Origin of the sequence: Erythrobacter sp. HL-111, from assembly GCF_900105095.1 — a bacterium.
Lineage (GTDB): Bacteria > Pseudomonadota > Alphaproteobacteria > Sphingomonadales > Sphingomonadaceae > Erythrobacter.
In genome coordinates, this window is record NZ_LT629743.1 from 713,431 (window position 1) to 726,035 (window position 12,605).

Sequence of the window (12,605 nt, forward strand, 5' to 3'; positions counted from 1 at the left end):
CCGGCGCGTCGGCGCCTTGCCTTTCCCTCCCCAGTGACAGGACTCCCAATGGCAGACCCCCAATATGACGTGATCGTGCTTGGCTCCGGACCGGGCGGCTATGTCGCCGCGATCCGCGCGGCGCAGCTCGGGCTCAAGGTCGGCATCGTCGAGCGCGAGAACCTCGGCGGCATCTGCCTCAACTGGGGCTGCATTCCCACGAAGGCGATGCTGCGTTCGGCCGAGATCTTCCATTACATGCAGCACGCCGGGGAGTTCGGCCTTGCCGCGAAGGAGATCGAGGCCGACCTCGCGGCGATCGTCAAGCGCAGCCGCGACGTCGCCGGGCAGTTGAACCGGGGCGTCGGCCACCTGATGAAGAAGAACAAGGTCACGGTCCACATGGGCGAAGGCGTCCTGACCGGGCCGACCGCGCTGACGGTGACATCCGACAAGGGCGAGGAAAAGCTGACGGCGAAACACGTCATCCTTGCGACCGGCGCGCGCGCCCGCGACCTGCCCTTCGCCCCCGCCGACGGGAAGCGTATCTGGACCTATCGCCACGCCATGACCCCGCCCGAAAAGCCGAGCAGGCTGCTGGTCGTCGGATCGGGCGCGATCGGCATCGAATTCGCGAGCTTCTACAACGACATCGGGGTCGAGGTCACCGTGGTGGAAATGCTCGAGAGGATCGTGCCGGTCGAGGATGCGGAGGTTTCCGCCTTTCTCGAAAAGGCGCTGACCAAGCAGGGCATCAAGGTGATGACCGGGGCCGGGGTCGAGGATCTGAAGGTCGGCGCCAAGGGTGTCGCCGCCACGATCAAGGATTCGTCGGGCAACACCTCGACCGCCGAATTCAGCCACGTCATCAGCGCCATCGGCATCCGGCCCAACACCGAGAACATCGGGATCGACGACCTCGTCGAAATGGACCGCGGCTTCATCAGGATCGATCCGCTCGGCCGCACGAAGACCAGGGGCCTGTGGGCGATCGGCGACTGCACGCCCGGACCGTGGCTGGCGCACAAGGCGAGCCACGAAGGCGTCGCCGCGGCCGAGGCGATCGCGCGCGAACTCGGCAACAACGAGGTCCATCCCCACGCCCTCGACCGCAGCCGGATTCCGGCCTGCACCTATTGCCGCCCGCAGGTCGCGAGCGTCGGCCTGACCGAGGCGCAGGCGCTGGCGGAAGGCCACGAGGTCAAGGTCGGCCGCTTCCCCTTCATCGGCAACGGCAAGGCGATCGCGCTGGGCGAGGCGGAAGGCTTCATCAAGACCGTGTTCGACGCCAAGACCGGGGAACTGCTCGGCGCGCACATGGTCGGGGCCGAAGTGACCGAGCTGATCCAGGGCTATACGGTCGGAAAGACACTCGAAACGACCGAGGAGGAATTGATGCAGACCGTTTTCCCGCATCCGACATTGTCCGAGATGATGCACGAAAGCGTGCTCGACGCCTACGGCCGGGCGATCCACTTCTGATGGGCGCGGGCACGGCGACAGAGCCGCTGAAGGGCGAGGATTGGGCGGGCGAAATGGGCGAGCGCTGGCTGGCCCATCTCGACCGGTTCGAGGCGATGATCGCGCCGATCGGCGATGCACTCCTGGCGCGTGCCGCCCATGCACCGGGCGAACGGGTGATCGACCTCGGCCCGGGCGGCGGGGCGACGACGCGCGCCATCGCGCGCTCGGTCGCGCCGGGGGGCGAGGTGCTGGGGATCGACATCTCCCCCGATCTGGTCGCGGAAGCGCAGCGCCGCGCCGACCGGGAAGGCATCGCCAATGCCCGCTTCCTGTGCGCCGATGCGGCGGGGGTCACGCTTGACGAGGAACCGTTCGACCGGCTTTTCTCCCGCTTCGGCTCGATGTTCTTCGAACGGCCCGTGCCGGCCTTCGCCAACCTGCGCAGGCTGCTGAAACCGGGCGCGCGGATCGACCTCGCCGTTTGGGGCCCGCCGCGCGAGAACCTGTGGATGATGGAGATGATCGGCGTCGTGCGCGAGCACGTCGAGGTTCCCCGCGCCGAGCCGCGCGCGCCCGGCCCCTTCGCGTTCGAGGATCTCGACTACCTGCGCGAAGTCCTGACTGGCGCGGGCTTCTCCGGGATCGAGGTCGATGCCCACGAAGGCCGCCAGGCGATCGGCGGGCCGGATGCCACGCCCGCACAGGCGCTCGACGTGGTGCTGTCCTCCATGGGCGTGGGCCGCGTGGTCGCGGAACAGGACGAACCCGTGCGCGAGGCGATCCGGCGCGACCTCCTCGCCCTGTTCGAACGCCGCTTCGTCCCGGGCGAGGGCGTGCTGATGGCGGCGAAGGCCTGGCTCGTCACCGCGCGGGCTTGAACACCGCGCAGGGGAGCCCGGAACCGAGCAGGCTGCGGCCCGCCCTGGGGAATGCCTCACGGACCCAGTCGGCAGGCTCGCCCTCGATCGCCCGCAGCGCAGTCACCATCAGGAGCGCCTCTTCTCCCCCGCCGCGGAGGAAGGCAAGCGCCCCTTCGGTGCAGGGGACCGGCTCGTACCCGCCTCCGAACGCGGCGGGATGGCCGGCGCGCAGGTGGAGGAGGTCGCGCAGCAGCACCAGCTTCTCGTCCGCGCCCTTGCGCATCGCCCGTTCGCAGGCGGCGAAATCGACCGGGCGGCGGTTGTCGGGATCGACGAGGCTGCGTTCGGCCAGTTCGGCGCCCTGATAGGTGTCGGGCACGCCCGGGCAGGTCAGGCGCAGGAAGCACTGGGCGAGGCTCTTGACCCGTTCGATCTCGCCGATGCGTGCGAGGAAGTCGCCGATCTGCGCGCGCAGTCCGGCGCCCGCGTCCCCCTTCACCAGCGTCTCGGCGACCCCGGCGAGGGCGCGCTCGTATTCCTCGTCGGGTTCGGTCCAGGAGGAGCGCAGCTTCGCCTCGCGCAGGGTCTTGACCGCATAGGCGCCGATCCGGCCGGCATATTGGCCGAGCGCGCGCGGATCATCGGGCCATGCGCCGACAACGGCCTGCAACAGCATCGCGAGGTCGCCCGGATCGACCCGGTGCCCGCCCGGCACGGCTTCGGCCCAGCAGGTGCTCGCCGCGATCCATTCCTCCGCCACCTCGCTGATCGCGGCGAGCCGGGCGCGCACGTCTTCGCCGCGCTTGTGGTCGTGCGTCGCGGTCGCGAGCATCGCGCGCGGCCAGCGCCGGGCGCGGTCCTGCTGCCAGCGGTGGAAGGCCTCGGGCGGGGCGGCGAAGCGCGCGGGGTCGAAGCCGACGTCATTGCGCGCGATCCAGCGCCCGTAGCGGTAAAAGGCCGTGTCCTCGACCGCCTTTGCCGCAATCGGGGCGGAAAGCTGCTGGAACCGCTGCACGAAGGGCGCGGCCTCTTGCGAAGCGGGCCCCTCTCCGGCGAGCCAGGCGAGGATCGCGTGGCCGAGCGGCGCCTCGCCGGGCGGCGCGACCCCGGCCAGCCTGCGGGCCGCCTTTTCGCGCACGCGCGCGTCCTCGGGCGGGGCGGCGGTGCCGGTGCCGTAGGTGCGATAGACGGGGAAGACGACGAGCAGCGCCTCGAGCGCGCGCTTCCAGGCGGCGCGGCCGTAACAGGCGGTTTCGGGCGAGCGTGCGGCGAGGTCGGCCAGCGCGTCGGCGCAGGCCTCGAACTGGGCGGTGAATTCCCAGTGGAGTATCTCGCGGCGGGCCACGCGTTCCTCTTCCTCGAACCGGGCGGGGCGATCCGCCAGCGCGGCCCAGTGCCGCGCGAGCGGTTCGCCCGCCGCGGGCGCGTGGAGCAGGAGCGACACCTCCTCCATGAAATCATAGCCGGTCGTCCCGTCGACCGGCCAGGCGCGCGGCATGGATTCGCCGGGGCCGAGAATCTTCTCGACGATCAGCCAGGCCGGTCCGTCCTCGCGCCCCGCCTGGTCGAGCCGGGTCCGCAGCTTCGCGAGATAGGCGGCAGGGTCGGCAAGACCGTCGACATGGTCGATCCTCAGTCCGTCGATCACGCCCTCGCGGTAGAGCCGCAGCGGCAGGTCGTGGACCGCTTCGAACACGGCGTCCTCCTCGATCCTCAGGCCGGCGAGTTCGCTGATCGAGAAGAAGCGCCGCCAGTTGAGTTCGTCATGGCCGAGCCGCCACCACGCGAGGCAGTAATGCTGCGCCGCCAGTGTCGCGCGCAGATCGCCCGGGACGAGGCTTTCGGGGCAGAGCGGATAATCCTCCCCGCCGTAAAGCCGCAGCACGGCGCCTCCGGCGGTTTCGGCGAGTTCGACATGACCCCGCGCGATCGCTTCGGGGAGCGGCGTGCCGAGCACCGGGAGCAGCACCTTCCCGCCGTGCCGCGACCAGTCCACGTCGAAAAAGGACGCAAAGCGGCTCTTTTGCCCGTGACGCAGCAGGTCGGCCCACCACGGGGTCTGCGGGTGCGCGGCCATGTGATTGGGCACGATGTCGAGAACCAGACCCATGTCGTGCGCCTTGAGATCGCCGGCGAGCAGGCGCAGCGCCTCCTCTCCGCCGAGCGCCTCGCGGATCCGCGTCGGGTCGGTCACGTCATAGCCGTGGATCGAGCCCTCGCGCGCCTCGGCAAGGGGGGAGGCGTAGACGTGGCTCACTCCCAGATCGGCGAGATAGGGGACGATGGTGCGCGCATCCGCCAGCGTGAAGCCTGGGTGAAACTGCAGCCGATAGGTTGCCCGCGGGATCATGCCCTGCGCCCCCGCTTCAGGGCAGCGAGGCGTTCGGCGACATCGGGCCGAGCGAGCATGGCGGCAAGGTCTTCGGGCATCCTTCGGCGCCAGTTCGGGTGCTGGTCGGTCGTGCCGGGAAGATTCGGCTGTTCGGCAAGGCCGGCGAGGTCTTCCAGCGGGACGAGCACGCCTTCGCAGGCGCTCGCGGCGACATGAGCGACGGCGGCGGTGACGAAGGCCTCCGGCGCTTCCGGCGCGGGACAGGTCGCATGGCCGCGAGCCGCGATGCACCGCCACAGGCGCTCCCGCTCGGCCCTGCGCGCGGCGAGCGAGGGGGCGGTGCGACCGAGCCGCCGCGCCCACTCGAGGTCGCGGCCCTGCCACCATCCCGCCAGCGTCGGCAGGTCGTGCGTCCCGGTCATCGCGACCGCGGGCGCATCCCATTCCGCCGGATCGGTGAAGTCCCCCTGCGCGTCCCGCTCGAACCACAGCACGCGCATTCCCAGGATGTTCGCCTCGGCCATTTCCTCGCGCAGGCCCGGCGGGACCGTTCCGAGATCCTCGCCGATGACGATGCAGCGGTGCCTCCAGCTTTCGAGCGCGACGATGTTGACGAGATCGCGCTGCGGCATGGCGAGGTAGCACCCTTCGGACGAAGGCGCGCCGTGCGGCACGACCCAGACGCGTCTCAGCCCCAGCACATGATCGATCCGCACCCCTCCGGCATGGGCCATCGCCGCGGCAAGCGTTTCGCGAAAGGCCTTGAAGTGGGTCCGGTGGAGGGTCAGCGGGTCGAAGGTCGTGAGCCCCCAGTCCTGTCCTTCCGGCCCGAGCAGATCGGGCGGCGCCCCGACCGACAGCCCGTCGAGAAAGGCCTCGGGACTGCGCCAGCAGTCCGCTCCGCCCGGATCGACCCCCACGGCGAGGTCGCTGACGAGGCCCACCGCCATCCCGGCCGATCGTGCGGCCCGGTGAGCCTCGGCAAGACCCTGTTCGGCCAGGCCCTGCAGCCAGCCGTGAAAGGCAATCTCGCGTTCGTGAGCGGCGGCGAAGGCCTGCACGGCTTCGCCGTTCGGAGCGCGATATTCCTCGGGCCATTCGCGCCAGGAGGCATGGCCGCGCGCCGCGAAATGGACGTGGAGCGCATCGTGCAGCGCCTGCAGCGCGACTTCGGCTTGAGGCAGACGCGCGGCGGCCAGGGTTCGCTGGCGCGCGGCCGGAGGCGTGCGCTCGAACAATCGCTGCAGCCGTGCGAGACGCGCGGGGCCTGCGCGGATCCAGTCGATCAGGTCGCCGCCCGCAGGCTCCGGGTCTTCCGCGTCGCTGGGATCGGCGAACAATACGTTAAGGAACCGGCGGGAGGAGGGCCCATAGGGGCTGAAGCGCGCCGGATCGGCGGGGAAGAGCGCGTGGACCGGGCTTATTGCGAACAGGTCCGCCCCGGCCTCGCCCAAAGAACGCGCGGCGCGGGCGAGGGTGCCGAAATCGCCGAACGCCCCTTCGCCCGAGTCCCTCAGCGACGGTATCTGGGCCGAAACACCCCACACCCGCCGGCCCGGAACCGCGTCCGCAAGGCCGAAGGCGCGGTGGGGTGCGATCGCGAGCCCGGTCTCGCCCGCCTCGTGCAGCAGTCGGTGATGCCCCGGCTCGGCCAGCCCCCCGAGCTTTCCCGAGGTGAGGTCGACCTGTTGCCGTTCGCCGGTTTCGAGCTCGAGCGTCGCCGCGCCTTTCAGGTCCGGGGGCAGGGCAATGACCTCTCCGACCCGCGCGGTGAGGAAGCTCGCCGCCGCCTCGCGCCGGATCGCGGCAAGCTTCTCGCGGCTGGCGGCGATCCTGGCAGGATCATCGGCAGGCAGGCCGAGCGCGGCGAGGATACGTTCAAGGTTGGCGGGCGCGACCACCTGCTGCTCGCCGGCGGCGTCTTCCCAGTCCACCGCGAGCCCGGCCTCGCGGGCGAGGCTTTCGAGCTCGCTCATGGCTCCTCTCGCGCCGCGACAAAGCGCGGGCCGGAGGCGGGATTGCCGGTTTCGAACAGGACGTGGCCGCGGGGCCGATCGGCCGGGCAGGGGCCATTGCCGAACCAGGCGAGGACGTGCCAGCGCGCGCCATCCGCCAGCCGCCAGGACGCGCGCACCCCGTCGTCGCCCACGGACGCCGCACCGAGGCTTTCGCATTCGGCCATGCCGGGGACGAGGTGCGCCGCACGCAGCGCGATAAGCTCGGCGTACATGCCGCGCCATTCGGCCGCATCGGGGCCGGGTTCGGGCCTGCTCGCGGCGAAGGTCGCCTCGGCATTGGGATCGGGGATGGCCGCGCGCGCTTCCGGGTCCGAGAAGGCCGGAAATCCGGCGAATTCGCGGCGCCGCCCTTCTCGCACGGCATCGGCAAGGTCGTCGTGGAAATCGGTGAAGAAGAGGAAGGGCGTGCGCGATCCCGTTTCCTCGCCCATGAACAGGAGCGGGATGGCGGGCGAGAGAAGATGCAGCGCGGTGGCAACCTTCAGCACTTCCCGGTCCACCAGTCGGATCAGCCTTTCGCCCAGGGCCCGGTTGCCGACCTGGTCGTGGTTCTGGAGAAAGTTGACGAAACAGGTCTTTGGCAGGTGGGCACTGGGTTTCCCGCGAATCCGCCCCGCTTCGACCTCCTCGCCCTGATAGGAAAACCCTTCCGACAGGCACCGCGCGAGTCGGTCGGCCGGCGCATCGGCGAAGGCCGCGTAGTAGCTGGCGCTTTCCCCGGTCAGGAGGGCGTGAGCGGAATTGTGGAAATCGTCGTTCCACTGGGCATCGTATGGCCCTTCGAGCGGGTTCGGATCGTTCGCCTCGTTCTCGAGCACGAGATGGACGTGGCGGCCCGGGGTTGCCGCGCGGATCTCGCGTCCCATCCGATCCACGAATGCCCGATCCCCGATTGCGTGGACCGCATCGAACCGCAGCCCGTCGAAACGATATTCTTCGAGCCACATCAGCGCGTTGTCGATGAAGAAACGCGCGACCGGGTCCCTGTCCACGCTGACCGCCTGCCCCCAAGGCGTGTGGGCATCGTGGAAGAAGTCGCTGGCATAGGTGCCGAGGTAATTCCCGTCCGGTCCGAAATGGTTGTAGACCACGTCGAGCATCGCCATTAGGCCGAGTTCATGCGCCCGGTCGACCAGCGCCTTGAGCTCGGCAGGCGACCCGTAGGCTTCGGCGGGGGCATAGGGCAGCACCCCGTCATAGCCCCAGTTCCGCTCGCCCGGGAACGCGCCGACCGGCATCAGTTCGATCGCGGTGATGCCGAGATCGGCGAGTTCGGGCAGGCGCTCGGCCACTCCGGCGAACCCGCCGAGAACGCCCGCGTGGCATTCCCACACGACGGCTTCCTCCCAGGGCCGCCCGCGCCAGTCGGGATTGCGCCATTGGTAGTCGTCCGACGCGCTCACGACGCTCCAGCCATGCACGCCGCCATCCTGCCGGCGCGAGGCCGGATCGGGCACGTCGAGCCCGCCGCCGGGCGCATCGGGCAGGCGGAAGCGGTATCGTGCGCCGGGTCCGGCCTCGGCGGTGCAGGCGAACCAGCCCGCATCGCGCTTTTCCATGGCCCTTGCGTCCGCGCCCTTGACGACCAGCTCGACGCGCCCGGCATCGGGAGCCCAGAGCGCGAATTCGGCCCGCCCATCCGGCAGCAGGCGCGGTCCCCAAAGCATCACTCGGCCTCCTGCCGCCATTCGAGCAGCGCAGCGGCGCGCGCCTTGAGCAGGTAGGTGTCGCGCACCTCCACGTTCCCCGCGGCGTCGGGATGGGCGCTGTCGATCAGCAGGCGGCGCGGGACGTCGGGCGGAGGAAGGTGGAAGGTCAGGGGATCCTCGCTCGCGTTCATCAGCAGGCTGACCGCCACCACGGATCCGTCCGCCTGTCGCTCTGCCCGGCGCATCAACAGCGCGCGGCCCTCGCCATTGTCCCAGTCCTCCGCTTCGAGATGGACGCCGCGTTCGTCCCACCAGTCGATGTCCGGCAGGCCCTCGGCCGCCTCCTCGTTGCCGTGGAGGAAGACCGCGCTTCTCAGCACCGGGTGGCGGCGACGCATTTCGGCGAGCCGCGCGACGAAGCGGGTCAGCGCCTCGCCTTCCTCGCTGCGCGCCTGTTCCCAGTCGAACCAGTTGATCGCATTGTCCTGGCAATAGGCGTTGTTGTTGCCGCGCTGCGTGCGCGCGAATTCGTCCCCGCCAAGGAGCATCGGCGTCCCGAGCGAGCCGAACAGGGTCACCAGCATCGAACGGCGCACGAGCGCGCGGGTCTCGCGGATGGTCTTGTCCCTGGTCGGTCCTTCGGCGCCCCAGTTGCGGGTGAAATTGTGGTCGTGCCCGTCGCGGTTGTGTTCCTTGTTCGCCTCGTTGTGGCGCTTTTCATAGGCGGTGAGGTCGGCGAGCGTGTAGCCGTCGTGGCTGGTGAGGAAATTGACCGAGGCCCAGGGACGGCGCGCGCGGCGGTCGAACAGGTCGCCCGATCCGGCCAGCCGCGCGGCGAGTTCGGGACGCTGCGCGCTGTCGCCGCGCCAGTAGCGCCTGACGGTGTCGCGGTAGCGGTCGTTCCACTCGGCGAAGCCCGGGGGGTAATTGCCGAGCTGGTAGCCGCCGGGCCCGATGTCCCAGGGCTCGGCGATGAGCTTGAGTTTCTGCAGCACCGGGTCCTGCCGGATCGCGGCGAAAAGCGGGGCATTGGGCCGGAACCCTTCGTCGGTGCGGCCCAGCACCGTGCCGAGATCGAAGCGAAAGCCGTCGATTCCGTAGCTCGTCGCCCAGTAGCGCAGCGAATCCATCACCATCTGGACCACCCGCGCCCGCGAGAGATTGAGCGTGTTGCCCGTACCCGTATCATTGACCAGATGGCGCGCGTCTTCCTCTGCAAGACGGTAATAGGTCGCGTTGTCGAGCCCGCGCCAACTTAAGGTCGGGCCGAGCTCCGAACCTTCGGCGGTGTGGTTGTAGACGACGTCGAGTATGACCTCGATCCCCGCCGCGTGGAGCCGCCGGACCGCGATCCGCAGCTCGTCATGATCGTTCTCGCTCGCGAAATAGCCGCGCTGGGGAGCGAAATAGCTGAGCGTGTTGTAGCCCCAGTAGTTCGAAAGCCCCTTTTCCTGGAGAAAGCGGTCATTGGTGAAGGCATGGATCGGCAGCAGTTCGAGCGCGGTGACACCGAGACGCTTGAGGTGCTCGATCACGCTCGGATGGGCGAGGGCGGCATAGGTTCCGCGCTCGTTCGGAGGCACGTCCGACAGCAGCTTTGTAAGGCCTTTGACATGTGCTTCGTAGATCACGGTTTCGGGCCACGGCGTGCGGGGCCGTTCGTCGTGTGACCAGTCGAACCTTTCGTGGGTGACGACGCTCTTGGGTATCGCGCGGGCGCTGTCGCGGCGGTCGAAGCTGAGATCCCTGCGGGACGAGCGGACGTTGTAGGCATGGAGCCCGTCGGTCCAGCGCAACCGGCCTTCGAGCTTCCGCGCATAGGGATCGATCAGCAGTTTGTGCGGATTGAAGCGATGGCCGTCGTGCGGGGCGTAGGGACCGTGGGCGCGGAAACCGTAAAGCTGACCGGGCCGCGCGCCGGGCAGGTAGCCGTGCCAGACCTCGTCGGTCCATTCGGGCAGGTCATGGCTGGCGAGCTGGCGCTTGCCCGTGGCATCGAACAGGCACAGTTCCACCCGCGTCGCGTGGGCCGAGAACACCGCGAAATTGACCCCGAGGCCATCGAAGGTCGAACCGAGCGGATAGGGGGAACCGGGCTCGAGCGCGCCCGCGATCAAGTCGCGCTCCCCGGTTTGAGCGCGATCACGCCGAGCGGCGGGAGCGTGAGCGAAAGCGAGGCGGGGCGGTGGTGGCTCGCTTCGCCGCTGGCGGTGATCGCGCCGCCATTGCCGGTGTTGGAGCCGCCGTAAAGCCCGGCGTCGGAATTGAGGATCTCGCGCCATTCGCCGCCCCGGGGCACGCCGATGCGGTAATCGTGGTGCGGTTCGGGCGTCAGGTTGGCGGCAATGACGAGCGGGGGATCGCCCTCGTTCCCCTGCCGTTCCCAGACGAACACGCTGTTTTGGCTGTCGTCCCCCACGATCCAGTCGAAATGTGCATGGTCGGCGTCGCGGGCGTGGAGCGCGCCTTCGGTGCAGTGCAGGTGGTTGAGGTCGCGCACGAGCCGCTGGATGCCGGCGTGCTTGGGATCGCCGAGCAGGTGCCACGGCAGCTGCGAATCGTGGTTCCACTCGCCCGGCTGGCCGAGTTCGCAGCCCATGAACAGCAGCTTCTTGCCCGGATGGATCCACATGAAGGTGAGATAGGCGCGCAGGTTCGCGAAACGCCGCCATTCGTCGCCGGGCATCTTGGCGAGCAGCGAGCCCTTGCCGTGGACCACCTCGTCATGGCTGATCGGCAGGACGAATTTCTCCGAGAAGGAATAGACGAGGCTGAAGGTCATCTCGCCATGGTGCCAGGCGCGATGCACGGGATCGCGCTTCACGTATTCGAGGCTGTCGTGCATCCAGCCCATGTTCCACTTGTAGTCGAAACCCAGCCCGCCTTCGGAAACCGGTGCCGTGACACCGGGAAAGGCGGTCGATTCCTCCGCCAGCGTGATCGCGCCCATGCCCTCGTCGGCAAGGCGGGTGTTGAGGTCGCGCAGGAAGGCGATGCTTTCCAGGTTCTCGCGCCCGCCGTGGAGGTTGGGGACCCATTCGCCCTCCTTGCGGCTGTAGTCGCGATAGAGCATCGAGGCGACCGCATCGACGCGCAGGCCGTCGACATGGAATTCGCGCGCCCACCACAGCGCGCTCGAGAGCAGGAACCCGGCGACCTCGCGGCGGCCGAGATTGTAGATCAGCGTGTCCCAGTCCTGATGGAATCCCTCGCGCGGGTCGGCGTGTTCGTAAAGGTGCGTGCCGTCGAAGGTCGCAAGGCCGTGCGGGTCGGTCGGAAAATGCGCGGGAACCCAGTCGAGGATGACGCCGATCCCCGCCTTGTGCGCCTCGTTCACGAACCGGGCAAAGCCCTCGGGCGTGCCGAAGCGGGCGCTGGGCGCGAATTGCGAGAGCGGCTGGTAGCCCCACGAACCGGCGAAGGGGTGTTCCATGATCGGCAGGAACTCGACATGGGTGAAACCGAGATCGGCGACATAGGGGATGAGCCGTTCGGCGAGCGCGCGCCAGCCGAAGGTTTCGTGGATGTCCTCGCCCGGGCGCATCCAGCTGCCCGGATGGACCTCGTAGATCGCCATGGGCCGGTCCGGCCCCTGCGCTGCGCGGCGGCTTTCCATCCATTCGTCGTCGGACCATTCGAAATCGGGCAGCGGCTCGACGATCGAGGCGGTCGCGGGAGGAAGCTCGGTACGGCGGGCGAGCGGGTCGGCCTTCTGCATCACCGCGCCGTCGGACCCGGCGACCTCGAACTTGTAGCGTTCGCCCGGGGCGAGGCGCGGCACGAACAGCTCCCACACGCCGGCATCGTGGCGCAGGCGCATCGGGTGGCGGCGGCCGTCCCAGCTGTTGAAGTCGCCCACGACCGAAACCCGCCGCGCATTGGGCGCCCAGACGCTGAAGAGCACGCCGTCCACGCCCTCGATCCGCCTCGGGACGGCTCCGAAATGGCGCGCCAGATCGCGGTGGCGGCCTTCGGAAAAGAGGTGGAGGTCGAAATCGCCCAGCAGCACGCCGAAGGCATAGGGGTCCTCCGTCTCGTGCTCGCCATCGGGCCAGCGCACGCGCAGGCGGTAGCTCCTGTTGCGCCCGAGCTTGCCGACGAACAGGCCGTGGCCCGCGTCCTCCATCTCGGCGATCGTCCTGCCGGACTTCGCGTTGACCAAGGTCACGCCCTCGGCTCCCGGCTGGAAGGTGCGCACGATCCGCCCCTTACCGCCATCATGCGGGCCGAACACGGCGAAGGGGTCGGACAGTCGGCCTTCGATCGCTTCGGATGCGATGGCGGCGAGATCCTTGCTCATCAG

At 69.2% G+C, this 12,605-nt stretch carries 7 protein-coding genes; 2 read left to right on the plus strand and 5 right to left on the minus strand.

Going from position 1 to position 12,605, the window contains the following annotated elements:
* The first annotated feature begins 48 nt into the window (after nt 1-48).
* On the plus strand, nt 49-1,461 hold the full coding sequence (gene lpdA / locus BLU08_RS03455; RefSeq protein ID WP_090195331.1) for a dihydrolipoyl dehydrogenase: 1,413 nt from the start codon (nt 49-51) through the stop codon (nt 1,459-1,461).
* Entirely contained in the window at nt 1,461-2,321 is an 861-nt protein-coding gene (locus tag BLU08_RS03460; RefSeq protein ID WP_090200949.1) for a class I SAM-dependent methyltransferase, read from the plus strand. Before lpdA ends, BLU08_RS03460 begins: the two co-directional genes overlap by 1 nt.
* Here BLU08_RS03460 and treY read toward each other — a convergent pair.
* From treY to glgB, 5 genes are read right to left on the minus strand one after another with little or no spacing between them, the layout of a single operon-like run.
* Nucleotides 2,305-4,653: a malto-oligosyltrehalose synthase gene (treY, locus tag BLU08_RS03465; protein WP_233996067.1), complete on the minus strand. Its 2,349-nt coding sequence runs from the start codon at nt 4,651-4,653 to the stop codon at nt 2,305-2,307. The genes BLU08_RS03460 and treY overlap by 17 nt on opposite strands.
* The gene (gene malQ, locus BLU08_RS03470; RefSeq protein ID WP_090195334.1) at nt 4,650-6,611 is read right to left on the minus strand and encodes a 4-alpha-glucanotransferase; all 1,962 of its coding nucleotides are present in this window, start codon (nt 6,609-6,611) and stop codon (nt 4,650-4,652) included. Before malQ ends, treY begins: the two co-directional genes overlap by 4 nt.
* Nucleotides 6,608-8,320 carry a malto-oligosyltrehalose trehalohydrolase gene (treZ, locus tag BLU08_RS03475; RefSeq protein WP_090195337.1) on the minus strand — a complete coding sequence of 571 codons (1,713 nt, stop codon included), beginning with the start codon at nt 8,318-8,320 and terminating at the stop codon, nt 6,608-6,610. Before treZ ends, malQ begins: the two co-directional genes overlap by 4 nt.
* A complete protein-coding gene (glgX, locus tag BLU08_RS03480; RefSeq protein WP_233996068.1) occupies nt 8,320-10,419 on the minus strand; it encodes a glycogen debranching protein GlgX in 2,100 nt (699 codons plus the stop codon). The genes treZ and glgX overlap by 1 nt, the downstream gene beginning before the upstream one ends.
* The gene (glgB, locus tag BLU08_RS03485; protein ID WP_090200951.1) at nt 10,416-12,602 is read right to left on the minus strand and encodes a 1,4-alpha-glucan branching protein GlgB; all 2,187 of its coding nucleotides are present in this window, start codon (nt 12,600-12,602) and stop codon (nt 10,416-10,418) included. Before glgB ends, glgX begins: the two co-directional genes overlap by 4 nt.
* Nucleotides 12,603-12,605: the final 3 nt, after the last annotated feature.